Source organism: Pseudoduganella sp. HUAS MS19 (assembly GCF_053615455.1).
Map to the genome: position 1 here is coordinate 5,507,359 of NZ_CM132133.1, position 24,303 is coordinate 5,531,661.

A 24,303-nucleotide genomic window follows, 5' to 3' on the forward strand; every position below is an offset into this window, starting at 1 on the left:
AAGTGGACTTTTTTAATCAGTACGATCAGTTTTACGCGACCAGCCTGACCAGTCCTTTTCCGCATCGGCTAAATGGCCGCCACGAAGCCATCATCGCGACAAATGCAGCCAACTTGTCAGGCAAAAAGGTACTGGACATTGCCAGTCACGATGGACGCTGGACGTTTGCGGCATTGAAGGCTGGAGCCGCTTATGTCAAGGGCATCGAGCCGCGTCAGGAGCTGATCGCAAATGCGGTAGCGACCTTTGACCGTTACGATATCGACCGTAGCCGTTACGACTTTGCCTGCGGCGACGTGTTCGAACTGCTACGGGATGAATCGTTCGACGTGGTCTTTTGCCTGGGCTTCTATTACCACACGATCCGTCACGCGGAATTGCTTGACCGGATCGAACGCACTGGCGCCCGATTGGTGATCATCGATACCGAAGTCACGCCGGCAGAAGATGAAGTGCCGATCCATGAGCAGCAGGAGACACGCTTAATCTTCAAGAATCCTTACGGAATTCAGTTGCTGCGCGAACCGATCGACGACCAGCAGATGGCCTGCGACGACGCATTGACCCGTAACGGCTTCACCTTGGTCGGGCGTCCTTCGCGCGCAGCGATTCGTTTTTTGGCAGAACACTTTGGCTACGCGACCAGCCAGTATGACTGGCCCAAACACTTTCTCGCCAACCCGGCACATGCCGAAGCAATGCACGACTATCACAAGGGCTGGCGAGAAACGTTTTATTTGCGCAAGCCTTGACCGTCTACAGCGCTAACGACGCCATCGGCCGGACGGCCTGCTCGGTGACATAGCATACGTCGCCATCCCAGGAAACAAAGCCGACCGAGCGGATGTGCCATTTGAAAACGCCGGCAGCCACCTGGTCTTCGGACGTCACGACCGGCGCGTGGAACCGCACTTCGGAGGCGAATTCCTGGGTGAACTGAAGCACCCCGTCGACTTCGCCGCACTTGGTCAGTACGCGCCATGGCAAGGGATTGTCATTGTCGTTGCGGTTATTGAAGCGGATGTGGATCTGTTTCTTTTCCATGATTATTCTTCTTTCGGTTGAAATGCGGGCCACGCGGCCGGCAAGCCTGGCGCCACAGCGATAAAGAACGGATTCAGCACTTCCGGTTTGCCATAGCGCAGCGCCTGGCCGGACAAGGTGCGCACCGCGCCCCCTGCCGCTTCAAGCACGGCCTGCGCGGCGGCGGTGTCCCATTCGCAGGTCGGTCCCATGCGCGGATAGAGATCGGCCGCACCTTCGGCAATCCGGCAGATCTTCAGCGAACTGCCCGCCTGCACCACTTCACAAGCGCCAAGACCGGCGATGAAGGCCTGGGTCTCTCCGTTCATATGGCTCTTGCTGGCAACGACACGCAGCGGCTGGCCGGCGACCGGATGCGCGGCCTGGATCGCAGCAATCCCGCCGGCATCGGCGCGCCAGGCACCAATCCCTTCCGCCCCCCAATAGGTCTGCTCCAGGGCCGGCGCGACAACCACCCCGAACACTGGCTGGCCGTCATCGATCAACGCAACATTGACCGTGAATTCATCGTTCCGCGAGATGAATTCCCTGGTTCCATCCAGCGGGTCAACCAACCAGAAGCGGCCGCTGTTCGGGCGCCTACCTGCCGCATCGCCATCCTCTTCCGACACGATGGCCAGGTCCGGCGTCAATGCCAGCAGGCCACTGCGCAGCATTTCATGCGCCCGCAGGTCCGCCTGGCATAGTGGACTGCCATCGCCCTTCAACGTCGTTGCCAGCGAGTCTGCCCGGTAAATATCCATGATGGCCATGCCTGCTCTTCGCGCCAGAGCAAGCACAGATCTCATCATGCTTTCGGACAGATTTTGTCGCATTGTGCAGTTTGTCGGAATTTGTTTCTGATATGCTATCATCAGTCACGAAAAAAACAAGCAAAAAAGCAATACGATGCAAATTGCGACAAACGAGGAGTGCATGAGCACATCACCGACCCTGCTGTTCAACCTGGATGCGGATGGCCCCTGGGATACCGCACGCGCCTACCGTCACCTGCAAGAGCTAGGCGCTGCCGACACCAAGCGCACAGCGGAGCGTCTGTTGCACAAGCTGGAGTTGCTGCCGGAATCGCTTGCGCCGGCAAAACTGCGCGATGAAGAAGGCTGCCAGCCTACCCCGGCGGTACTGGCATGGGAAATCAACCAGGCGCGCAGCAAGCGCATGCTGACCGTATTCGCGCAACTATCCCGCCTGCCAGACGGACAATGCTGCCTGCACTTCAATGACGCGCGCGGCGCCCGCTACTGGCTGCCGCTGGGCCACAGAGAAGCCGATGCGGCCACGGTGGCAGCCGGCATGGCCAGGCTTCAGTCGCATATCGGCAAACCCCTGGCATTGTTCCCGCATGGCTGCCTGGCCGCCATCTGCCGGGACTTGCCAAGCAGCCAGGCGATCCAGTTCTGCCTGCTTGGCTACCGGGCAGCCAGGCCAACGGTCAGCCGCGGCCCCGTGCTGGGCGTATCGCCTCACCTGAAGCGCCTTGAAGCCGAAAGCATCGAGATCATCCGTGAAGCCGTCGCGGCCGGCGGCAATCCCTGCATGCTGTACTCGCTTGGCAAGGACAGTTCCGTCATGCTGCACCTGGCGCGCAAGGCTTTTTATCCGTCGCTGCCGCCGTTCCCGCTGCTGCACGTCGACACGCGCTGGAAGTTCCAGGAAATGTATGCATTCCGCGATGCGATGGTGCGCGAGAGCGGCATGGAGATCCTGGTCCACACCAATCCCGAGGCGATCGAAAAGAATATCAATCCATTCGACCATGGCTCGACGCTGCATACCGACATTACCAAAACGGCCGGTCTGAAGCAGGCACTGGACCAGCACAAGTTTGACGTCGTGTTCGGCGGCGCGCGCCGGGATGAGGAAAAGTCGCGCGCCAAGGAACGCATCTTTTCATTCCGCTCGGCCAGCCATTGCTGGGATCCGAAAAACCAGCGCCCGGAACCGTGGAACCTGTACAACACCAACAAGAACATGGGCGAAAGCGTGCGCGTGTTTCCGCTTTCGAACTGGACTGAACTCGATATCTGGCAGTACATCCACCAGGAAGGCATTGCCGTGGTCCCGCTTTACTTTGCCAGGGAACGGCCCGTGGTTCAGCGCGACGGCATGTGGCTGATGGTGGACGATGCCCGCATGCCAATCGGCCCGGACGAGCCGATCTATAGGAAGCGCGTCAGGTTCCGCACCCTGGGCTGCTACCCGCTCACCGGCGCGATCGAATCGAGCGCGACGACCTTGCCGGAGATCATCATGGAACTGGTCCACGCGCGCAACTCGGAACGGCAAGGCCGCGCCATCGATAACGACGCAGCGGCCAGCATGGAGAAGAAAAAACAGGAAGGATACTTTTGATGGCCCGCCCAAGGAAAACGCCTGCCACGCCCGGCCAGCCGCACCGCAGCGCCAGCCCGCTCACCAGCCTGGAAACGCTGCAACGGCAACAGGACGGCCAGGACCTGCTGCGTGTGATCACCTGCGGCAATGTCGACGATGGAAAAAGCACCCTGATCGGACGCTTGCTCTGGGAATCGCAGCAACTGCTCGATGACCAGCTTGACGCGCTGCAGCGGGAGTCCAGGAAATTCGGCACGCAGGGCGGCCAGATCGACTTCGCGCTGCTGGTCGATGGCTTGTCGGCCGAACGCGAACAGGGCATCACCATCGATATCGCCTACCGCTTCTTTGGCACCAGCCGGCGCCGCTTCATTATCGCCGACACCCCGGGCCACCAGCAATACACCCGCAATATGGTCACGGCAGCATCGACTGCCGATGTCGCCGTGCTGCTGATTGACGCCCGCAACGGCTTGCAGACCCAGAGCCGCCGCCACGCCTACCTCGCCTCGCTGATGGGCGTGAGCCACATTGTGCTGGCAATTAACAAGATGGACCTGGTCGGCTACGCGCAGGACGTCTTCACCAGGATCAGCGAGGACTTCGCTGCGTTTTCCGCCCCGTTCAAGTTCGCCAGCCTCACCGCCATCCCGCTCAGCGCGCTCAAGGGCGACAACCTGAGCGAGCGCTCGCTGAACATGGCCTGGTACGCGGGCCCGACCCTGCTTGGCTGCCTGGAGACGGCAAAGATTGAACTGCCTGCAGGCGACAACGCGGTATTCCCGGTGCAGTGGGTTAACCGCCCGGACGCATCGTTCCGCGGCTTCAGCGGGACAGTGGCGCAGGGATCGTTTGCTGTCGGCGATGAGATTCGCGTCAGCGCATCGGGCCAGACCAGCCACATCGCCGAAATCGTCACCATGGACGGTTCGTTGCCGCGCGCCGCGCGTGGCGATGCGGTCACGCTGCGCCTGGCGACCGAAATCGACGCCTCGCGCGGCGACGTGCTGTCACTGGCCAGGGCGCCGCTGGACCTGTCCGACCAGCTGGAAGCCACGCTGATCTGGACCGATCCCGAACCCGGCCTGGTCGGCCGCAGCTACCACATCAAGCTGGCGACCCAAAGCGGCGCCGCCTCGGTCACCAAGATCAAGCACGAGATCGACGTCAATACGCTTGCGCACCACGCAAGCAAACAGCTGACGCTGAACAGCATCACCGTCTGTACGCTCGCGCTCAGCAAGCCGATGGTGTTCGAGAACTACGGGAAATCGAAACCGCTCGGCAGCTTCATCCTGATCGACCGCCATACCAACGCGACCATCGCTATCGGCATGGTGCGGCACAGCCTGCGCCGTGCGCAGAATGTGCACCGGCAGGCATTGTCGATCAACCGTGCCGCACGCGAGAAACTGAATGGCCATCGCGGCAAGGTGATCTGGCTTACCGGCCTGTCCGGCGCGGGCAAGTCGAGCATCGCCAATGCACTGGAAGTGGCGCTGCACGCGGACGGCAAGCGCACTTACCTGCTGGACGGCGACAATGTGCGCCAGGGCCTGAACCGCGACCTGGGATTCACCGATGCCGACCGGGTCGAAAACATCCGGCGCATTGCCGAAGTTGCCAAGCTGATGCTCGATGCGGGCATGATCGTCATCACCGCCTTCATCTCCCCGTTCCGCCGCGAACGCGAGATGGCGCGTGAGCTGATCGGCAGCGATAATTTCGTGGAGGCGTATATCAGCACGCCGTTGGCGGTGTGCGAACAGCGCGACCCGAAAGGCCTGTACCGGAAGGCACGCGCCGGCCAGTTGCCGAACATGTCGGGCATCGGCAGTCCTTACGAAGCGCCGCTGGTCCCCCAAGTCACGATCGACGGCAGCGAACAGACCATCGATCAGAGCGTCGCGCTGTTGCTGAAGGCGGGCCTGTCCTGAGGCAGTCCCATGCTGGCAGCGGCCGCTGCGGCGACGGCCCTGCCCGCCATCGCGCTCGCTTCTGATTCCCCAAGCGTGCGGCGAATAGCCTGCAGCCGGTCAACATACTTCAATCCGATCGGGCGGTAGGCAAACCGGTTCTGCATGTGCTGGCGGGCCAGCGCGCCCAGCGCCCGCCCCTTCCCCGGCGAGTCGACCAGTTCAACCATGTAGCCGACGGCCTGCTCATAATCCGGCTCGGCCCAAACCTGGTTTTCATGATGCGGATACTCGCCTTCCTGTACTGGAATCAGCCTGTAATCAACGCCGAACGAGACTTCCGGCGCCATGAAGTCCATATTGCCGGAATAGGCGGTGGCAATCACCGGGTGGCCGAGCGCCATGGCCTCGGCGCAGCCGAAGCCATAGCCTTCCGAACGGTGCAGCGACAGGAAGCAATCGCAGCAACGCACCAGATTCTTCACTTCATCGCCGGTCATGACGCGCTGGATCAGGGTGACGCGATCGTGCAGGTCGGCCACTTCCTGCTGCAGTTCGGCAAATGCGGCCGGGTTGGTGTCGACGCCGTTGACCTTGATGACCAGGTGCGCCTTGGCGTACGGGCGCCTGGCCAGCAGGCCGCGGAAGGCTTTCAGTACGCCGGCCGGATTCTTGCGCGTCGAGTAGGAGCGCAGGTCGTAGAAGAACAGGAAGGCGTAATCGGCTTCCGGGATGCCGAAGAAGCGGCGGCCAATGAAGCTGGTCAGCGCCACTTCGCACGCCATTGGCATGTAATGGATCGGCTTGCTGCACGCCTGCTGCAGGCTCTCCTGGATGAAGCGGGTCGGTGCCCAGATCTCGTCGAAGCGGTCCAGCTGCCGCGCCCACACTTCCGGATAGCGCGGCAGTTCCCACAGCGGGTAGATGACGTTGTAGCCCTCCCATTGGCCGTGGTAGCTCAGGTGCTTCCACACCTGCTCGACTTCACCGCCATTGATATGGAAGACGTTGATCGGCGACAGCGTGTTCCGGCACGAAGGCCCCATTTCTGACTGATCGGCCGCCGACGGCTGTTCCAGCTGGAAGATATCGAGCAGCTGCGGCGCCTGGCCAGCTGCGCGCATGGCGCGGAACGTGGCACGCACATGCTCGCCCATACCAATCGGCGTGTAGGGGTGTCCGACCAGGCAAACGTCGTTTTGTGTGGATGTAGTCATGCTTACATGGCCTTCCTGTTTTTGCGCAGCAAACGACCGGCCTCGCGCGCATTGCGCACCGCTTCCAGATAGGTGTGACCGAAGCGGCGGTCCGGTTCCAGGTATGCGCCTTCCGCCCATTCGTTCCAGGCGTTGACGAAGACCAGGCGCTCATCGCCGTAATGCTGCTTGCGCGTCTCGTCGATCGTCTCTTCCAGCCAGCCCTGGAACGCGCCCGGCGTGGCATGTTCGAAGCAGAAACTGTTGCCGGCACGGCGGGCAGTATTGTCCCAGCCCGGCATCACGCCTTTGAAGCGGGTATAAGCAGGCGCCTCACGGGTGGCATAGCGTAACGCAAGGTCGCGGTAGTCGGCTACACTGCCGGCGAAGGCCGGGTTCAGGATGTCGCCGCTTGGCCCCTTCTGTTCGGCCAAGCCCTGCGGTGGGAACTCGACAGCCGCATCGCAGCCATACTTCGACGGATGCGTGTTGGCATGCACCATCTCGAACGATTCGACCATGGCCAGGTAGATTTCACCGATACCCAGTTCGCGGCAGACGCTGCGCCAGCGCTCGGCCGTCGCGGCAAAATCCGGGAACAGCGTCACGCGGTAGATCAGCAACAGCGGCTTGCCATCGATGCGGATATAGCGCTGGTCCCTGAAGAAGCGGATCAGGTCCTTGATCACTGCAATATCATCGTCGACCGAGTGCGACTGCGCCATCAACACCTCGTGCTCCTGGCCGTCCCAGCGGCGGCTCCAGTTCTCGTTTGCCCAGCACAGACAGAACGGCAGCTTGGGTTCGTCCGACAGCAGCAACTGCTCGACCGGACGCTCGAGCAGGCGGTGGCCATCGAACCAGTAATAGTAATAGCAGAAACCGTGCACGCCGTAACGCTGGGCAAGTTCAGCCTGCTGCTGCATCACTTCGATCAGGCGCAGGTCGTAATATCCCAGGTCGGCTGGAACGCGTGGCTGGTAGTGGCCGACAAAGTTGGGTTGCGCCTTGCTGACGTTGGTCCATTCCGTGAAGCCCTTGCCCCACCACTGGTCGTTCTCCGCGATCGGGTGAAACTGTGGCAGGAAGAAGGCGATCAAGCGCGGGTCCATCTGGCTGTCCAGCTTGCTTGTCCATTTCTGGCGCAGCGTGACCAGGTTGGCGTTGATGGCGCGCTGCTTGAAGCTGTCATCGACGTTCGCCGTGGTTTTCGACAGGTGATGGATAATCGTGGCGGCCGGGTTGTAGTAGATGTCGAAACCGGCATCGCGCACGCTCAGGCACAGGTCCGCATCTTCGCAATAGCACGGCAGGAACTCTTCGGAAAAGCCGCCGATTTTCATGACCAGCTCGGTCGGCAGCAGCAGGCAGGCCCCCGATACGTAGTCGACGCGGCGCAGGTAGGAGTAGCGTGGCTGCTGCGGATGTTCGTTCAGGCCAATCATGCTGGCTGCCCCGTCCGGCGTGAATGCCACGCCGGCTTCCTGCAGGTGGCCGCTCGGGTAGACGAAGCGCGGGCCGACTGCGCCGACATTGGGCTTCTGCGCGAAGGTTGCCAGCAGCGCGCCGAGCCAGCCGGCGGTCACCTGCACATCGTTGTTCAGGTACAGGACGTAACGACCGCTGACCTCGCCCAGGACCCGGTTGCAATTGCGCAGGAAGCCCAGGTTGTTGTCACTGCGGCTGTAGCGGATGTTCTTGACCAGCGCCAGCAACTGTCCAGTTTCATCGGTCGAGCAATCGTCCGCCACGATGATTTCAAACGTATGCGCCGGCTCCGCGTGCTTGGCGATCGAGGCCAGGCACTCCAGCGTCAACGCGATATTGTTAAAGACCGGGAGGATGATCGACACCTCCGGGCTGGCTACCAGCGGCGGGAATGCCAGCGCTTCGGCGGCGCGCCGCAAATTGCCTTTGGCGATCTTGATCATGTCGTATGGCGTGACTTCGGCATTAGCCAGCCGGTTCGCCTTGACCTGCGCGATGTTCGCTTTGAGCGGCGCATAGTCCTGCCATTCCCAGACGCCGTCAGCCGCCGGCAGCGGCGGATTGACGGCTGCGCCATGCACCGCCAGGGCAGGCATCTGGACGGCGAGTGCATCAGGCTGTGGAATGCTCAAGTTACGCTGGATCGCCTGGTTCTCCATCCAGCGCTGGTAGGCCGGCGCGCGCTTGAGGGCAAATCCGAAGTACTTGAACACGCCGCCTTTCAGTTTTTCTTTGCCCGATGGCGATACCGGCAGTGCGCGGTAGGATGCTATCGCAGCGCCGAACAAAGCCCGCCCGCCAACGCGTGGCACGGCGCTGATCATGCGCAGCGGCGCCGTAACGCGCCAGCTGTTGGAGGCGTACAGGCGTTCGATATGGCCTTTCATTGCCAGATTGCCGGCACGCATGGCGTTATGCTCCGACTGGAGCACGGCATACTCCGCCGAGAGGGCATCCACGCGCTGGCCAAGGGCCTGGTGTTCCTTCGCCAGCAACTGGTGCTCGCCGGCGAGCGCCTGGTACTCATCGGCACGCGCCTGCGTATGCTGCTCCAGGTGTATGATGTGCGCACTCTGCGCCATCAGGGAACGCTCCATTTCCATGCACCGCTGGTCATAATCGGCGCAGCGCTGGTCATAGTCCGCACAGCGCTGGTCATACTCCGCGCAGCGCTGGTCGTAATCCGCGCAGCGCTTTTCCAGGACAGATATGATGCCCTGCAGATCCGCCCCGCGCTGGTGCAGCGCGCCGATTTCGCCTTCGCGGTTCTTGACGTCGGCCAATGCGGTCTGCACGCGCACGCCCAGGCGGTCCACCAGTTGCATGACCACGTTCATGCGGTCGAACTCCCGCGACCAGCGCCCGATCTGTTGATCCAGGCCCGCTTCCTCGAAGCTGCGGCGGCCGAGCGCCAGGTCGTTCAGTACGGAATAGATCTCGTACACCAGCGGCGGGCAACGAACGTCTAGCAACAGGTCTTCCGGCGCATAAACCGTATGGCGCAATTTGGGGTCGAGGAATTCGTTGCGGTAGTCCGCCATCGCTTCCGGGCTGAGCTGCAGGCCGAATGCGTCGGCCACGCGTTGCAGCTCCCGTTCCGGCGCCGCCATGATCTGGTCGTAATCGGTAACGATGCGCGGCTTGCCGGCGCTCAGGACCAGCGCAGGAATAATGTGTCCCAGCCAGAGCAGGTAGCTCTGCTCGATATCCATGGCATCGCGCTTGACCAGCGACTGCGCGACACTCATCGGGTGGCGCAGCGCGACGACGTAGGAAACATCGAGTTCGCAGTGGGCGAAGACTTCGCGCCAGAACGGCAGCAATTTGGCCACGCGCGGGTCCTTGAAGCCAAATACCGGCGCGTCGCCGATCTTCGACCCCAGCAGTTCGACAGCACGCAGGAAGTAGCCGTGCTTCTTCAGCGAGGCGATGTCTGGCTCGTCAAGGGCTGTCAGGCTGAACCAGCTCTGTCCGAGGTGCGCGAGAACTTCATTATCGAAAGCGTTGAGGTCGATGTCTTCCCAAAAGCCCTTGTCGTTATTGCCTTCGATCGGAGGAATGAGCCGGTTGCCCAGTTCCACACCCATTACGCGCAGGCCGCGCGTAATGGCACTGGTACCGCTGCGGTGCATGCCCAATACGATCAACAGCTTGTTTTTTTTAACCTCTGGCATAACTGTCTGCTTTCCCCCATTTGGTGATTACTGCAGTTCTATTTCCGGATAGCAATTGAAATCCACAATGCCCGTTGTCATGTCATGCTCGCTTGCCTGTACGCGGAACATGGAAACGTCGACCAGGCGATGCAGATAGCCTTCTTCGCCATTGATGGCGCCGGCGACACCGGCATTCAGGAAGTAAACGCCCGCGTTAAGCGAGCAGGCAAACCGGAACTCCACTTTGCAGACTGCGCCCGCTGCGACGCTTTCCATCGCAATCCGGGTTGCCGGCGACGACACCGCCCCGCCCAGTTCGATGCCGTTCAGCGTCTTGATCATCATGCCGAACCGGACGTTGCTGGCCGATGCCAGGAACCGTACCGAATACACATAACGGTATTCCCGGCCGCGCACCAGGATGTTGACGCGGCGGTCGCCGAGCGTGCGGATTTCCACCGATTCGATCAGGGCACCATGCGATTCGTACGCAATAGTGCTGGTCGGCTTGAGGCCGCTGTCAAACCTTTCCTGCTCCTCGGCATCCGGCGGCAGCACCTTGGCATGCTCGTTGTGCGCATTATCCACGCCCAGGTTCAGCCTGCACTCTTCAGCCCGCTGAATCTGCTCACGCACTTCCGCCTGCTTCTCAGCCGGGGCGTACAGCAGTTTCTGGTAGCGCCCGACGATCTGCTTGGGCACGCCTTCCAGCAATTTTTCGCCGGCATCCATCAAGATCGCGGTATCGCACAGATCGACGATCGTGCTGCCCGAATGCGAGACAAACAGGATGGTCGCCCCCCTGGCGCGAATCGCTTCGATGCGCGCGAAGCACTTACGTTGGAACAGTTCATCGCCGACCGACAGCGCTTCGTCCACGATCAGGATTTCCGGATCGACGTTGATCGCCACCGCGAATGCCAGGCGTACCAGCATGCCGCTGGAATAGGTCTTGACCGGCTGGGAAATGAAGTCGCCGATATTAGCGAACGCGACGATTTCGTCGTAGCGTTGGTCGATTTCGGCTTCGCTCAGTCCAAGGACCGAGGCGTTCAGGTAGACGTTCTCGCGGCCGGTGAACTCGGGATTGAAACCGGAACCCAGCTCGAGCAGGGCAGCGATCCGGCCATGCGTGGTCACGCTGCCGGAAGTCGGGTTCAGGGTGCCGCAAATGATCTGCAGCAAAGTCGACTTGCCGCTGCCATTGCGGCCGACGATACCGACGGTTTCTCCGCGCCGGATGTCGAACGAGACATTCTTCAGTGCCCAGAATTCGCGATAGTACTTCTTGTGGCCGCGCGCGAACATCTGCAGCAAACGGTCACGCGGCTTGTCATAGATCTCGAAACATTTGCTCAGGTCCTTGACCGAGATGGCCACATCGTCACAGGACATCGGCAAAGCCTTTCCCCATCTTCCGGGACCCGGCCAAACCAGGCATGGCCAGGTATGCCGCTGCTGCCGGATGAACCGCCAGCAGTGCCGGGCCGGACGGAATCGAGGCGCGATTCCGCGCGCTTCCCGCCAGATGGCGGGACGAAGTCGACATTTGTTGCATTAGTCAGCAACCCTGTTTCTGCCTGGGCTGGGGTTCTTGCGCGCTTCCCGTCACTAATATCATTCCGTATCCCTCGAAAAGCCACTGGACATTCACCTCGCCCCATCAGCTGGGGGCGGGCACGCTTCAACCGCACAACGCTGGAATTCTAACCGAAGTTACTTGGTACGGCAGACACATTGGTATTTTATTATTATCACCGTGTCATGTGCCGGCAACACATGCGCGCGGCAAACGTGATAGCTCATACGGCTGAGAATGATGTTGCTTCTTATGCCATATGCTGCTGGAGCATCCGGCGCAGAAGACTGGCCAGCGCCTGTGGTTGTTCAAGGGGAATCAGGTGCCCCGCGTCCGGCACCGTCACCAGCTTCGCGCCGGGAATGCCGTCGGCCAGTTCGCGCGCTTCTTCTGCGCTGCGCAACTGGTCTTCGGCTGCCGCCACCACCAGCGTCGGACATTGAATGCCGGACAAGCGGTCCGCGTCGGCCTCGCGCACAATCAGCGACTGTCGCACAAAGACTTCGCGGCCTAGGCGTGCGCCCATGGTACGCACCTGCGCCACCAGCGTTTCATTGGCAGCATTGTCAGGATGCAGCGATTGTGCGATCGCGGCGCGCCCCAGGCCCCGGAAAGGGCCGAGAGGCGTGGCCCGGGCAGCCCTGGTGCGCTGCTCAACCTGCAATGGCAGGTCGGCACGGCTGGAGGTGGCGACCAGTGCCAGTGACTGCACGCGGCCTGGCGCCAGGCGCACGACTTCGCGCGCGACATAGCCGCCCATCGAAAAGCCAAGCAAACTGAATTGCGGCGGGCACCTGGCCAGCACGGCGTGCGCCATGGCGGCGATGGAATCGCCTTCGGCCAGGCTGGCAAAATGCAGCGGGAGTTCGGAAGGCAGGAACGGCAGCATGCCATCCCATAAGGCGTCGTCCAGCATATAGCCGGGAATCAGGACCAGCGGTGTCATGCCGCCAGTATATCCCCCTGCACCATGACAAAGCTGGCCAGCCCGCTGCTCCAGCAGCTCATGCCGCTGCCATCGTCAACGGCCGAGCATCGGTTCCAGCGTCTGCCACACCTGGCCGGCGCTGATGCCATGCATGCAGTTCTGGTGGCCGAGTGGGCATTCGCGCTGGCGGCACGGCGAGCATTCCAGGCGCAGCGAGATCGAGGCAGCCAGGTCGGAGAATGGCGGCGCGTGATCGGGATCGGTCGGTCCGTAAATGGCAATCACCGGCCGGTTCAGCGCGGAAGCCACATGCAGCAGGCCGGAGTCGTTACTGACCACGGCTGCCGAACGGGCGATCAGGGCCACGGCATCGGCCAGGCTGGTCTTGCCGGCCAGGCTGGTCAGGCCGGCGGGCGCGCCGGCGGCGGCGATGACTTCGTCGCATGTCGGACCATCCTTGGGCGAACCGAGCAGCGCAACCTGGGCTTGCGGGTCGCGCGCCAGGATGTGCTGCGCCAACTGGCCGAAATGCGCGGGCGGCCAGCGCTTGGCGCCGCCGAATTCGGCGCCTGGCGCAAACACCACCAGCGGGCGCGCCGGGTCCAGGCCGGCCTTGGCGCAGGCAGCGGCCACCTGCTCGTCGCTGGCTACCATGCGCGGCTTGGCCGGGCTGCTGCGCAGCGGCGCTGCCGGCGCGTCGGCCAGCGCCGCGTAGAACGGCACCATCGGCCGCGGCGGCGTGTCGTCATGGTGCATGACGTTAATCAGCCCATAACGGCTTTCGCCCTTGTAGCCGACCCGGCGCGCAATGCCGGCCAGCCAGGGGATCAGGGCAAATTTCAGGGTGTTCGGCAGGATGTAGGCCTCGGCATAGCCGCGCTGGCGCAGCAGGCGCGCATAGCGCCAGCGCTCTTTCAACTGCAGCGAACCGTGGCGGAACGGCGTTTCCAGCACTTCGGCCACTTCGGCCATCTGGCGCCAGACCGGGGACACCGCAGGCGGCGCCAGCACGTCGATCGGGCGCTCCGGGTGGGCTGCCTTCAGGCGCTGCAACAGCGGCTGCGCCATCACGGCATCGCCGATCCAGTTGGGAGAGATCACCAGGGTCCTCATGGACACCCCTCCCGTACCGGGCAACCGGTGCCGGGAAGCCGGCGCTGGTATACTGCTGGATTGGCGCCCGCCAGCAGGACGGCATTTCTTATTAATTTTTTGGCATCCATGCAACAAGCTTCAACCATCTCGTTAATTATCACCACGTACAATCGTCCTGACGCCCTGTCGGCCGTGGTGGAGGCCTGTTTTGCGCAGGACGATCGGAATTTCGAGATCATTATCGCCGATGACGGATCGACCAACAACACGCGGGAAACCGTAGCGGCTTTGCAGGCGCGCTCGCCGGTGCCGATGAAGCATGTGTGGCAGGAAGATATCGGTTTCCGCGCGGCGCGCGCGCGCAACCTGGGCACCCTGGCGGCACAGGGCGAATACATCATCTTCATCGATGGCGACTGCGTGCCGCAGAAGGATTTCGTCGCCAACCACCGCCGCCTGTCCAGGCGCGGCTACGTGGTGACCGGCAGCCGCGTGCTGCTCAGCGAGGGGTATACGCGGCGCCTGCTGGAGCAGCACCTCGACATCCAGCGCCTGGGCGCGCTGGAAAAATTCAGGCTGTACCTGGCCGGCCACGCCAACAAATTCCTGCAGACGATGCTGTCCCTGCCCGACCTGGGCCGTGAAAGCAGGCGCTTTACCTGGCGCCGCATCAAGAGCTGCAATATGGCAGTGTGGCGCAGCGACCTGGACCTGGTGAACGGCTTCGATGAGAGCTTCACCGGCTGGGGCCATGAGGATTCCGACCTGGTGGTGCGCCTGTTCAATGCCGGCGTCATGCGCAAGAGCGGCGCTTTCGCCACCGAGGTGTACCACCTGTGGCACCGCGAAGCAAAACGCGACCAGGAATCGAGCAACCGTTCGGTGGTGCTGCAGCGGGCCAGGGACAAGACGACGCAGGCCACTGCCGGCCTGCGCGAGCTGCGCGCGGACGCCGCCTAGCCGCGCATCGCGACGCGCACCAGGTCGGCCACGTTATCCACGCCCAGCTTGGCCATCAGGCGCGCCTTGTGCACTTCCACGGTGCGCACGCTGATGTTCAGCTGCGGCGCGATTTCGCGGTTGTGGCGCCCCATCACCACCAGCTCGAACACTTCGCGCTCGCGCGGGGTCAGCTCGCCCAGCAGCTGGTCGCGCTGCTGGCGGCGGTCCTGGTCCTGGCGCTGGCGCAGCTGCATCGAGAACGCTTCCTCGATGGCTGCAATCAGCTTATCGTCGTCAAACGGCTTTTCCAGGAAATCGACCGCGCGCGCCTTGAAGGCTTCGCGCGCCGAACTGACATCGCCGTGGCCGGTCACGATAATCACCGGCAGCAGGCAGTTCATGTCCGCCAGCTTGCGCTGCAGGGCCAGCCCGTCCATGCCGGACATGCGGATATCGGCCACCAGGCAGCCGGCCCATTCCGGCAGCCAGGCTTGCAGGAAGGCTTCGGCGCTGGCAAATACGGCGGTGCGGTAGCCGCGCACGCTCAGCAGCAGGCCAAGCGCATCGCGCAGCGAAGGGTCATCGTCGACAATGAAAACGGTAAGGTTTGACAAAGCTATTCTCCAGTGTCCAGCGCCGGCAGTATAAATCGAAAGACGCCGTGGTCGGCCACTTCTGCCCATAAAGTCCCGCCGTGCGCCTCCACGATGGAGCGGCTCAGCACCAGTCCCAGGCCCATGCCGCTGGCCTTGGTCGAAACAAATGGCTCGAACAGGCGCCCGGCCGCCTGCTGGGTCAGGCCATCGCCACTGTCTTCCACGGTAAAGCGCAGCCTGCCGCCGACATTTTCCGCCGTGAGCCGGATGCTGCGCTGGCCTGCGGGACGCACGCGCACCGCATCCAGGGCATTGGCCAGCAGGTTGCGCAGCACCAGTTCCACCTGCAGGCGGTCGACCTGTACCGCCAGCGCCGGCGCTTCGACGACGGTGACGTCCACCCCGAGTTCGGCGAATTGCGGGCGGAACTGCTGCACGATGCCGGCCTGCAGGGCGGCCGCGCCGACGGTTTCAAGCTGCATCGCACCAGTGCGGAAGAAGTCGCGCAGGCGGCGCACCACTTCCGCCGCGCGCGCCGATTCATTGATCATCTGGCCGATCGCGTTCTTCAGCAATTCACCGGCCTCGCCGCGCGCCAGCAGGTGCTCGCAAGCCTTGCCGTATACCGCCAGCGCCGTCATCGGCTGGTTCAGTTCATGCGCCAGCGCGGCCGCCATTTCGCCAGCCGCGGCCAGGCGCAAGGTCTGCTTCAGTTCCTCCGCCGCCTGGCGCCGTTCGTCGACCACGATGCCGATGAAAAAGCCCACCAGCGCCAGCACCGCATCGAGCATCTGCAGCTCGGAGACCGTGATGTTGTTGGCGCTGTTGGCCCTGACCAGGGCCACGATGGCGAGCTGCAGCACGAACACCACCAGCGCCGCACCATGCACGCCCTGGCGCGAAGCGGCCCAGATCAGCGGCAGGAACAGGAAGTAGAAGTGCTTGAATTCGGCCGTCATGATGTAGCCGAACACCGCCCACAGCACGCAGATCGCCAGTGCCAGGTAACCGAGGGTTTCCGGCTTCCAGGTCGCTTCGCGCAGGCGCGCCCGGTCCTGCGGGTTGGCCAGCTTCCACAGCAGCGGCATGCTGACCACCACCCCTACCATGTCGCCGAAACCGAAGCGCCACACGGCGCGCAGCCAGTCGTCCCAGGGCACCAGCCCGAGCCAGGCCAGCAGGCTGATATGGCCAATGGCGTTCAGCATGGTGCCGGCCGCCACCAGCAGCAGCCAGCGGTAGAAACTGCTGCGCGAGCTGAAAATGGTGCCGCCGCCCAAGGCACGGCGCAGGGCTTCGCCCAGCAGGCCGTAGCCGCAAAGCAACCATCCGGACGTGAGCAGGGTGCCGGCCAGGCCGCCCGGCAGGCCACGCACCAGCACATCGCCCGCCACCAGGGCCGCCAGCCAGGGCAGCGCCGCGCGCCGGCCATATACCAGCCAGAACACCAGGCCCAGCGCGGTATCCGGGTTCCAGGGGGTAATGTTCAGGCCAAGCAAGGGCTCGACATAAGTGAGCCAGTCGAACAGCAGGTAGGCCGCAATGAACCCGGCAGCCGGCAGCAAGAACGGAAAACGCATAAGGAAGTTCGCAGGCTTCACGGCAATTTGTTGATCCAGGTTAATTCTACTGCCTTGGGTGCCGCGGCACGGCAATCTTGCATGGCCAGCGCCACTCAAGCGGAGTAGAATCAAAGCGTTACGCCAGCCTGTGCGTAGGACTAGTTGAAGGGAGATGAAGATGCGCCTGGATATCTATCGTCGTGCCGAACATGACGGCATTTTTTCCTACCTTGCCGTGCCCGAGGGCAAACCCATCCCACAGGAAGCCATCAACACCGACTGGCTGCCAGCCGAGCAGTCGCTGGAAGTCGACGATGATGTGCAAGTCCTGCCCGACTACCACATCGACCGGCTGACCCAGCAGATGGGCAGCAAAGGCTACGCCATCACCGGATTGAAAGACATGTAAATTGAAAGTCGGGGTCAGCTCTGGCAATCGGACATTTCGCGCTGCGCGCAGCGCAAATTTCCTCGAGAAGCCGGAGCTCGACTTTCAATCAAACAGCTCATCAAGGCCGGCGGGACGCGTTCCCGCCTGCGGCTTGGCGCGTCCTTTGCGGCCGGTGAACTCCTCCTCGATATTGTCGCGGTAATAGCTCCACGCGCTGCCCGAGGTGGACAGGCGCTGCCAGACGTCCCGGCCGACGCCCTCGTAATCGATGGCGCTGCCGTCGTCGAATTCGACGCGCAGCTTGCCTGCGTTGATGCGCTTCATTTCCATGTCATTGCCCCTTTTCCAGGCGACGCGCAGCGCGCGCCACCAGCTCCTGTGCTTCGGCGAACAAACCCGGCTGCGCGGCCGCGCAACTGGCTCGCTCAGCGGCAATGCGCTGTCGGTCCTGCTCCAGGTTCTGCAAGGTCAGCGCCATGCCAAAGCCGTGCTCCGGCGTAGCGGACAGCATGCGCCGCATCATTTCCTCGCCCAGCGCTGGCTTCTGGTGCCCGGCTTCCCAGTACCAGCGGGTTGCGCCTTTCTCATCCGGTCCCGGAATCGCCTCGCAATTGAATTCGCCGAAACCGCTGAAGTCATGTACCACGATGCGTGCCTGCGGATGGCGGCCGCGCGCCGCCTCCGCCTCTTCCAGCACAATGCGCTTCCATTCCTCGAAGCGCGGCCACATGCCGCTCGCCTCGTACAGCGCCAGCAACTGCGCATGGTAAGCGTACACCATCAGGCGCACGTCGACGCCGGGATTATCGCTCGCCGCAGCGTCGACCAGGGTACGCAGTTCTGCCCGCAGCCCGTCGCGGTCAAGGCCGCCTGCCGCTTTCTTGACCAGGGAAGCTGCGTTCTCCTCCGCGCGCTGGCGGAAGATCTTGTAATAGCCGTCATAGCGGGCGAATTTTTCATACTGGTTCAAGGGATTGAGCCCGCGCTCGGTCATGGTCTCGGCCTCGCGGTCGCCCTGCATGGCAAATGTAGTTGCCGCATCGCGCAAGGCGGCCAGCGAGAACAGGCTCTCCACACGCCAGCCCAGATTGCCGGCTCCGGCTACCGGCGGCTTGCGTGCGCCGCCACGCTTGCCCGGCGCCAGCAAGGCGTCATGGAAATCGACGCCGGCAATCACGCGCACAGGCCTGACGCCCAGGCTTCGCAAATACCGCAACTGTCCGACTGCCACCATGGTGCCGGTTCCCGCCAGTCCCAGGTTATAGGCCCCCCCTCCCAGCAGCGGGCTTTCGGGATCGAAGCCGACTTCAACCCGCGAATTCCCGAGCAGGAATTGGGTGGCGCCCAGGCGCTGGGCACCGGACAGCTTGATCTCGTTGCGGAAGTGCTGCGGCACCGGCTTTTCCGCATTCAGGCCGGGCTTGCGCACCACGCCGTACAGGCCATAGGGGTCGGCCAGCACCACCACGCTGGTCACCAGCAGGACGCCCGCCAGCATGGCCAGGCCCAGTTTGCGCAGATAATGGTGGTGCGAAGCGTTGGACATGGTCAGAACTGGAAGTAAAGGAATTCGCTCGGCCGCGACAGCGCCAGCAGGCAAAGCACGGCCAACATGCCGGTCGCCAGTGCCGGGCGCGGTGCCGGCAGCCAGGCCAGGCGCGCCGGGGCCGCCGTCCCGTCATGGTCCAAAGCGGGCTCGAAGCGATGCATGATCTGCTGTGTATTGGGCGCGCAGAAAGCCACCAGCGCGGCGACAACGACCCAGCACCATGTCTCGATGAACTGCGTCGCGCCGCCCAGCGTCCACTTGATTCCCAACGGCGCCAGCGCCTCGCGCAGCCCGCCCAGGCGCGCGCCGATTGCGTCCGGCAGCGCCACGCCATACTGGCCCGACATGCCGGCCACGATGCGCAGGGCGGAAGGCAGGTCCGCCGCCCGGAAGAAGACCCAGGCATAGGCCACGGCAATGAAAGTCAGCGCCCATGCGGCGACCTTGCCGGCCTTGCTGCCGCCTTGCCAGCCGAGGCGCGCCCTGAGCATCTGCCATGCATGTGCAATCACCAGGTAGGCGCCGTGCAGGCCGCCCCACAGCACGAAATTCCAGCTCGCGCCGTGCCACAGTCCGCCCAGCAGCATGGTCACCATCAGGTTCAACTTGGCGCGCACCGCGCCGTGGCGGTTGCCGCCCAGGGGGATGTACAGGTAGTCGCGCAGGAAGCGCGACAGGGTCATGTGCCAGCGGCGCCAGAATTCGACGATATTGAGCGATTTGTAGGGCGAATTGAAGTTCAGCGGCAGGTTCACGCCGAACATGCGCGACAGGCCGATCGCCATGTCCGAATAACCTGAGAAATCAAAGTAAAGCTGGAAGGAATACGCCAGCACGCCGCCCCACGCCGTCAGCAGCGTGGGCTCGCCCGGCGCGGCAAACAGCGCGTTGGCGTAAGGCGCCAGGGTGTCGGCCAGCAGCGTTTTCTTGGCCAGGCCGATGATGAAGATGGTGGCGCCGACCGAGAAGTTATCCGCGCGCGGCAAGGCATTTCGCGGGTCGGCAAACTGCGGCATCATTTCCTTGTGGTGCAGCACCGGCCCGGCCACCAGGTGCGGGAAATAGGTGACGAACAGCAGGTAGTGGACGAAGCGCCCTTCCTGCACGAAGCCTCGAGCCGTATCGACCAGGAAGGCGATCTGGGTGAACGTGAAGAACGATATGCCGATCGGCAGCACCACCTGCAGCACGTCCGCATGCTGGCCGGTCAGGCTGGTGTAGAAGAAGTTGGCATATTTGTAGTAGCCAAGCAGCACCAGGTTGGCTGCCACCGCGCCACCCAGCCACCAGTTGCGCGCCCTGCCCTGCGCGCTGCGTATGGCCTGTGCGCAGCCGTAGTTGGCAACGATGGAGCCGAGCAGCAGCGGCACATAGCGCACGTCCCACCAGCCGTAGAAGAACAGCGAGGCCAGCGCCAGCCAGGCCACCCCCCAGGCGGGGTCGCGCCGGGCGAGCAGGAAGTAACCGATCAGGACGACCGGCAGGAATCCGAACAGGAAGCTGAATGAGTTGAATAGCATGGTTGGAAAATGTTATCACCCATGCAACAACACTTCAATACTCGATGGCGACTTCCTGTGCTCCCAGGCCCTGTTCCAGCGCGATTTTGAGTGCATCGGACGGCGCCACGCGCCATTCGTCGCCAAGTTGCAACACGCAGTCGATGCCTTGCGGCTTGACGCGCATCGACACCGGCAAGCCGTACTCGTCGCGGTGCGGGCCCAGGATTTCGGCCAGCTTGGCCGACGGTACCGCCTTCGGCAGCGCCAGGCCGATCTGGCGCCCGAACTGGATGCGGGCGACGGTGATGTTGTAGACCTTTTCCGCCGAAATGCGCAGGCCGCCCGAAAAGCGGTCTTCCGACACTTTGCCCGTCACGCACAGGAATTCGTCTTCCTTGAACATATGCTTGTTCGGCTCGAAGACTTCGCTGTAGACGGTGACTTCGACCACCGCGGTCTTGTCATCCAGCGTGACGATCAAGAGCTTGCCGCGCTGGGTCATCTGGGTACGGATGCCGGAAATCACGCCGCACATCATGCGCGGCTCACGCGACGGCTCCAGCTCGGACAGCTTGGTGCGCGCAAAGCGGCGCGCCTCCTGCTGGTAGGAATCGAACATGTGGCCGGACAGGTAATAACCGAGCGCGATCTTCTCTTCCGCCAGCTTTTCGCGGTCTGTCCATGGCGTTGCCTGCACATAGTCCGGGGGCGCCACCAGGTCGGAATCATCGCCGCCGAACAGGCTGACCTGGTTGGCCGACTTGGCTTCCTGGTCCGCGTATTCCATGGCGAAGCTGACCGAGGCAAACAGGACGGCGCGGTCCACCCCGAAGCCGTCAAACGCTCCAGCGCGGATCAGGGCCTCGATGGTGCGGCGGTTCATCTGCTTCTTGTCCACCCGCTTGCAGAAGTCGAACAGGCTGGTGAAAGGGCCGCCCGCAGTGCGCGCGGCGATGATGGCCTCGATCGCGTTCTGGCCCGCGCCCTTCACGCCGCCCAGGCCGTAGCGGATCTTGGTCGCCTTCTTGCCCGGCTCCCCGTCCGGGCGGAAGTGGTAGGCCGACTTGTTGACGTCCGGCGGCAGGATGGTCAGGCCGCAGACGTCGATCGAGTCCTCGACCAGGATCTTGACCTTCTCGGTATCGTCCATGGCCAGCGACATGTTGGCTGCCATGAACGCTGCGGTGTGGTGATGCTTCAGGTAGGCGGTGTGATACGACAGCAGCGCATAGGCGGCAGCGTGCGACTTGTTGAAGCCGTAGCCTGCGAACTTTTCCATCAGGTCGAAGATCTCGTCGGCCTTCTCGATGGTCAGGCCGCCCTCCTGCGCGCCCTTGCGGAAGATCTCGCGGTGCTCCGCCATCTCCTCGGCTTTTTTCTTACCCATCGCACGGCGCAGCATGTCCGCGCCGCCCAGCGAGTAGCCGCCGATGATCTGCGCCATCTGCATCACCTGCTCCTGGTAAACCATGATGCCGTAGGTTTCGGACAGAATGCCCTCGGTGCGGGGGTCGGGGTAATCGAATTTCTCGCCGTGCTTACGCTTGCAGAAATCCGGGATCAGGTCCATCGGGCCCGGACGGTACAGCGCCACCAGCGCAATAATGTCCTCGAAGCGGTCGGGACGCGCATCTTTCAGCATGCCCTGCATGCCGCGCGATTCAAGCTGGAACACGGCGACGGTTTTCGCCTTGGTCAGCAGCTCGTACGTCGGGCGGTCGTTCAGCGGCAACTTGGCCAGGTCGAAATCCCTGGCCCCTTCCGGATCGAGGTCCTTGATGTAGTTGACGGCGCGGTCCAGGATGGTCAGCGTGGTCAAGCCCAGGAAGTCGAACTTCACCAGGCCAATGGCTTCCACGTCGTCCTTGTCGAACTGCGACACTACGCCGGTATCGCCGGACTGGGTGTACAGCGGGCAGAAGTCGGTCAGCTTGCCCGGCGCGATCAGCACGCCGCCGGCGTGCATGCCGATGTTACGGGTGATGCCTTCCACCTGCTGCGCAAGGTCGAGCAGCTGGCGCACTTCCTCTTCGTTCTCCTGGCGCTCTTTCAGCAGCGGTTCCTCCTCGATCGCTTCCGCAATCGACACCGGCTTGCCCGGTTTGAACGGGATCAGCTTCGACACACCGTCGCAGAAGTTGTAGCCGAAGTCCATCACCCGGCCCACGTCGCGGATCGCGCCCTTGGCCGCCATGGTGCCGAAGGTGGCGATCTGCGAAACCGCCTCGCGCCCGTACAGGTCCTTCACGTGCTGGATCACCAGCTCGCGCTTTTCCTGGCAGAAGTCAATATCGAAGTCGGGCATCGATACGCGTTCCGGATTCAGGAAACGCTCGAACAGCAGGTTGTACTTCAACGGGTCCAGGTCGGTAATCTTCAGCGCGTATGCCACCAGCGAGCCTGCACCGGAGCCTCGGCCCGGTCCGATCGGTACGCCATTGTTCTTGCCCCACTGGATAAACTCCGCAACGATCAGGAAGTAGCCCGGGAACTTCATCTTGATGATGGTGTCGTTCTCGAACTTCAGACGCGCCTCGTAGCGTGGGCGCTCCTTCTCGCGCTTCTCCGGATCGGGGAAGAGCTGCACCAGGCGCTCTTCCAGGCCCTTGGTCGTCTCCGCGACCAGGAATTCGTCGATCGTCATGCCCGGCGTCGGGAAGTTCGGCAGCTGCGGCTTGCCCAGCACCAGCGACAGGTTGCAGCGCTTGGCGATTTCCACCGAGTTTTGCAGCGCAGCCGGCAAGTCGTGGAACAGTTCCGCCATTTCCGCCTGGGTCAGGAAGCGCATTTGCTCATTGAAACGCTTGACGCGCTTGGCGTTAGCCAGCATCTCGCCTTCCGCGATACAGACGCGCGCTTCGTGGGCGATATATTCTTCCTTCGACAGGAACTGCACCGGGTGCGTCGCCACCACCGGCAGGCCAAGCCTGGCCGCGATCGCTACCGACTGGCGGACCTGCACTTCCTGGTTGGCCTGGCCCGCGCGCTGGATCTCGACGTAGAAATGGCCGTTCGGGAAAATCTCCGCCCACTTGCGGGCATTGGCTTCCGCCAGGTCCAGGTTGCCGTTCTCGATGGCCTGGCCGATATCGCCGAAATGGGCGCCGGACAAGGCGATCAGGCAGTTACGCGGATCTTCGTCCGGCAGCAGCGGATACTGCTTGTTCGGCAAGTCGCGCAGCCACTCGGTGCGGATCTCCGCGCGGCCCTTCCACTGGTTGTTCAGCCACGCTTCAGACAGCAGTTCGCACAGCTGCAGGTAGCCCATGCGGTTCTTTGCGAACAGCATGATGCGGTGCGGCTTGTCGCGGTTTTCGTCGTTGGTGATCCAGGTGTCGACGCCGACGATAGGTTTGATGCCCTTGCCGCGCGCCGCCTTGTAGAAGCGCACCATGGCGAACATATTGGCCAGGTCGGTGATGGCCAGGGCGCCCTGGCCATCCTTGACCGCCTTCTTGATCATGTCGTCGTAGCGCACCAGTCCATCGACAATCGAGTATTCCGTGTGCACGCGCAGATGGACAAATTGCGGTCCGACGGGCGCTGCGGCTGGCGTGGCGTCTACTGGCTGGTCGATTGTTTCAATGCTCATGGGGGCAGGCAGATGGTAAGTCGAATATCCCCCTATTTTAACGCCTGAGCTGGCTCCGCTCCTATTCCACAAGCTGCACGCCCGCCTGCCGCGCCGCCGCAAGCAACTGGCAGTCGAAGGCGGCTCCCTGCCAGGCCAGGACCACGGACGCGTCGGGCACGACGTTCACTCGCGCCGCTCGCGGATCATGGCTGCAAGCTCCGCGCCGCCCGCGCCCTTGACCTTCGGGAGCTTTCGCAAAGCGTCCATGGCGAGCTGGGCATCGCCCTGCGGCCTGGCTTGCGCGGGAACGAGATCCGCCACTGGCTTGCCCCGGACCGAAATCGTATAGCGCTGCCCTTCACTGACGCCGCGCAACAACTCTGAAAATATTGCCTTTGCGTCAATGGGCCAACCTCTTTATACATGGGCGCCTCCGGGTGAACTAGATGGC

19 protein-coding genes are annotated in these 24,303 nt (G+C 62.8%); 5 read left to right on the forward strand and 14 right to left on the reverse strand.

What is annotated here, in order from left to right:
• Nucleotides 1-2 precede the first annotated feature (2 nt).
• Nucleotides 3-752 (forward strand): class I SAM-dependent methyltransferase, encoded by a 750-nt coding sequence (locus tag ACWBU6_RS25235; protein ID WP_452646077.1) that lies wholly within the window; start codon nt 3-5, stop codon nt 750-752.
• A 4-nt stretch (nt 753-756) separates the two neighbouring features.
• On the opposite strand, the gene ACWBU6_RS25240 is transcribed toward ACWBU6_RS25235, so the two are convergent.
• Nucleotides 757-1,044: a hypothetical protein gene (locus ACWBU6_RS25240; protein ID WP_452646078.1), complete on the reverse strand. Its 288-nt coding sequence runs from the start codon at nt 1,042-1,044 to the stop codon at nt 757-759.
• Nucleotides 1,045-1,046: 2 nt separating this feature from the next.
• A complete protein-coding gene (gene cysQ, locus ACWBU6_RS25245) occupies nt 1,047-1,859 on the reverse strand; it encodes a 3'(2'),5'-bisphosphate nucleotidase CysQ (RefSeq protein WP_452646079.1) in 813 nt (270 codons plus the stop codon).
• A gap of 634 nt (nt 1,860-2,493) precedes the next feature.
• Between cysQ and cysD the strand changes: the two genes are divergently transcribed.
• Nucleotides 2,494-3,396 (forward strand): sulfate adenylyltransferase subunit CysD, encoded by a 903-nt coding sequence (cysD, locus tag ACWBU6_RS25250; RefSeq protein WP_452649617.1) that lies wholly within the window; start codon nt 2,494-2,496, stop codon nt 3,394-3,396.
• Nucleotides 3,396-5,315: an adenylyl-sulfate kinase gene (cysC, locus tag ACWBU6_RS25255; protein WP_452646080.1), complete on the forward strand. Its 1,920-nt coding sequence runs from the start codon at nt 3,396-3,398 to the stop codon at nt 5,313-5,315. The genes cysD and cysC overlap by 1 nt, the downstream gene beginning before the upstream one ends.
• On the opposite strand, the gene ACWBU6_RS25260 is transcribed toward cysC, so the two are convergent.
• The 5 genes from ACWBU6_RS25260 to waaF form a co-directional block, all read right to left on the reverse strand.
• On the reverse strand, nt 5,276-6,511 hold the full coding sequence (locus ACWBU6_RS25260) for a glycosyltransferase family 4 protein (protein ID WP_452646081.1): 1,236 nt from the start codon (nt 6,509-6,511) through the stop codon (nt 5,276-5,278). The genes cysC and ACWBU6_RS25260 overlap by 40 nt on opposite strands.
• A 2-nt stretch (nt 6,512-6,513) precedes the next feature.
• The gene (locus ACWBU6_RS25265; protein ID WP_452646082.1) at nt 6,514-10,152 is read right to left on the reverse strand and encodes a glycoside hydrolase family 99-like domain-containing protein; all 3,639 of its coding nucleotides are present in this window, start codon (nt 10,150-10,152) and stop codon (nt 6,514-6,516) included.
• 27 nt (nt 10,153-10,179) lie between these two features.
• Nucleotides 10,180-11,529 carry an ABC transporter ATP-binding protein gene (locus tag ACWBU6_RS25270; RefSeq protein ID WP_452646083.1) on the reverse strand — a complete coding sequence of 450 codons (1,350 nt, stop codon included), beginning with the start codon at nt 11,527-11,529 and terminating at the stop codon, nt 10,180-10,182.
• A gap of 434 nt (nt 11,530-11,963) precedes the next feature.
• Nucleotides 11,964-12,659, reverse strand: coding sequence for an alpha/beta fold hydrolase (locus tag ACWBU6_RS25275; RefSeq protein WP_452646084.1), 696 nt, complete (start codon nt 12,657-12,659; stop codon nt 11,964-11,966).
• A 75-nt stretch (nt 12,660-12,734) separates the two neighbouring features.
• Nucleotides 12,735-13,754 carry a lipopolysaccharide heptosyltransferase II gene (gene waaF, locus ACWBU6_RS25280; protein WP_452646085.1) on the reverse strand — a complete coding sequence of 340 codons (1,020 nt, stop codon included), beginning with the start codon at nt 13,752-13,754 and terminating at the stop codon, nt 12,735-12,737.
• A 108-nt stretch (nt 13,755-13,862) separates the two neighbouring features.
• Between waaF and ACWBU6_RS25285 the strand changes: the two genes are divergently transcribed.
• Complete coding sequence (locus ACWBU6_RS25285; RefSeq protein ID WP_452646086.1) at nt 13,863-14,696, forward strand: glycosyltransferase family 2 protein; 834 nt, start codon at nt 13,863-13,865, stop codon at nt 14,694-14,696.
• On the opposite strand, the gene ACWBU6_RS25290 is transcribed toward ACWBU6_RS25285, so the two are convergent.
• Nucleotides 14,693-15,292, reverse strand: coding sequence for a response regulator transcription factor (locus ACWBU6_RS25290; RefSeq protein ID WP_452646087.1), 600 nt, complete (start codon nt 15,290-15,292; stop codon nt 14,693-14,695). The genes ACWBU6_RS25285 and ACWBU6_RS25290 overlap by 4 nt on opposite strands.
• A gap of 2 nt (nt 15,293-15,294) precedes the next feature.
• Complete coding sequence (locus tag ACWBU6_RS25295; protein ID WP_452646088.1) at nt 15,295-16,854, reverse strand: ATP-binding protein; 1,560 nt, start codon at nt 16,852-16,854, stop codon at nt 15,295-15,297.
• A 160-nt stretch (nt 16,855-17,014) separates the two neighbouring features.
• Between ACWBU6_RS25295 and ACWBU6_RS25300 the strand changes: the two genes are divergently transcribed.
• Nucleotides 17,015-17,245, forward strand: coding sequence for a DUF6139 family protein (locus ACWBU6_RS25300; protein ID WP_452649618.1), 231 nt, complete (start codon nt 17,015-17,017; stop codon nt 17,243-17,245).
• Between the two features lie 84 nt (nt 17,246-17,329).
• On the opposite strand, the gene ACWBU6_RS25305 is transcribed toward ACWBU6_RS25300, so the two are convergent.
• The 5 genes from ACWBU6_RS25305 to ACWBU6_RS25325 form a co-directional block, all read right to left on the reverse strand.
• Nucleotides 17,330-17,557 carry a KTSC domain-containing protein gene (locus tag ACWBU6_RS25305; protein WP_452646089.1) on the reverse strand — a complete coding sequence of 76 codons (228 nt, stop codon included), beginning with the start codon at nt 17,555-17,557 and terminating at the stop codon, nt 17,330-17,332.
• Nucleotide 17,558: 1 nt separating this feature from the next.
• Nucleotides 17,559-18,773 (reverse strand): hypothetical protein, encoded by a 1,215-nt coding sequence (locus ACWBU6_RS25310; RefSeq protein WP_452646090.1) that lies wholly within the window; start codon nt 18,771-18,773, stop codon nt 17,559-17,561.
• Between the two features lie 2 nt (nt 18,774-18,775).
• Nucleotides 18,776-20,296: an MBOAT family O-acyltransferase gene (locus tag ACWBU6_RS25315; protein WP_452646091.1), complete on the reverse strand. Its 1,521-nt coding sequence runs from the start codon at nt 20,294-20,296 to the stop codon at nt 18,776-18,778.
• A gap of 34 nt (nt 20,297-20,330) precedes the next feature.
• The gene (gene dnaE / locus ACWBU6_RS25320; RefSeq protein WP_452646092.1) at nt 20,331-23,870 is read right to left on the reverse strand and encodes a DNA polymerase III subunit alpha; all 3,540 of its coding nucleotides are present in this window, start codon (nt 23,868-23,870) and stop codon (nt 20,331-20,333) included.
• 165 nt (nt 23,871-24,035) lie between these two features.
• Entirely contained in the window at nt 24,036-24,227 is a 192-nt protein-coding gene (locus ACWBU6_RS25325; RefSeq protein WP_452646093.1) for a type II toxin-antitoxin system prevent-host-death family antitoxin, read from the reverse strand.
• Between the last annotated feature and the right edge of the window lie 76 nt (nt 24,228-24,303).

What these genes read in the sequence shown, in the direction of transcription:
- cysC (WP_452646080.1), top strand. Translation starts at nt 3,396, where the DNA reads ATGGCCCGCCCAAGGAAAACGCCTGCCACGCCCGGCCAGCCGCACCGC.
- ACWBU6_RS25310 (WP_452646090.1), bottom strand. Translation starts at nt 18,773, where the DNA reads ATGTCCAACGCTTCGCACCACCATTATCTGCGCAAACTGGGCCTGGCC.
- ACWBU6_RS25240 (WP_452646078.1), bottom strand. Translation starts at nt 1,044, where the DNA reads ATGGAAAAGAAACAGATCCACATCCGCTTCAATAACCGCAACGACAAT.
- ACWBU6_RS25315 (WP_452646091.1), bottom strand. Translation starts at nt 20,296, where the DNA reads ATGCTATTCAACTCATTCAGCTTCCTGTTCGGATTCCTGCCGGTCGTC.
- ACWBU6_RS25260 (WP_452646081.1), bottom strand. Translation starts at nt 6,511, where the DNA reads ATGACTACATCCACACAAAACGACGTTTGCCTGGTCGGACACCCCTAC.
- ACWBU6_RS25265 (WP_452646082.1), bottom strand. Translation starts at nt 10,152, where the DNA reads ATGCCAGAGGTTAAAAAAAACAAGCTGTTGATCGTATTGGGCATGCAC.
- ACWBU6_RS25305 (WP_452646089.1), bottom strand. Translation starts at nt 17,557, where the DNA reads ATGGAAATGAAGCGCATCAACGCAGGCAAGCTGCGCGTCGAATTCGAC.
- waaF (WP_452646085.1), bottom strand. Translation starts at nt 13,754, where the DNA reads ATGAGGACCCTGGTGATCTCTCCCAACTGGATCGGCGATGCCGTGATG.
- ACWBU6_RS25300 (WP_452649618.1), top strand. Translation starts at nt 17,015, where the DNA reads ATGCGCCTGGATATCTATCGTCGTGCCGAACATGACGGCATTTTTTCC.
- cysQ (WP_452646079.1), bottom strand. Translation starts at nt 1,859, where the DNA reads ATGCGACAAAATCTGTCCGAAAGCATGATGAGATCTGTGCTTGCTCTG.
- ACWBU6_RS25285 (WP_452646086.1), top strand. Translation starts at nt 13,863, where the DNA reads ATGCAACAAGCTTCAACCATCTCGTTAATTATCACCACGTACAATCGT.
- ACWBU6_RS25275 (WP_452646084.1), bottom strand. Translation starts at nt 12,659, where the DNA reads ATGACACCGCTGGTCCTGATTCCCGGCTATATGCTGGACGACGCCTTA.
- ACWBU6_RS25295 (WP_452646088.1), bottom strand. Translation starts at nt 16,854, where the DNA reads ATGCGTTTTCCGTTCTTGCTGCCGGCTGCCGGGTTCATTGCGGCCTAC.
- ACWBU6_RS25270 (WP_452646083.1), bottom strand. Translation starts at nt 11,529, where the DNA reads ATGTCCTGTGACGATGTGGCCATCTCGGTCAAGGACCTGAGCAAATGT.
- dnaE (WP_452646092.1), bottom strand. Translation starts at nt 23,870, where the DNA reads ATGAGCATTGAAACAATCGACCAGCCAGTAGACGCCACGCCAGCCGCA.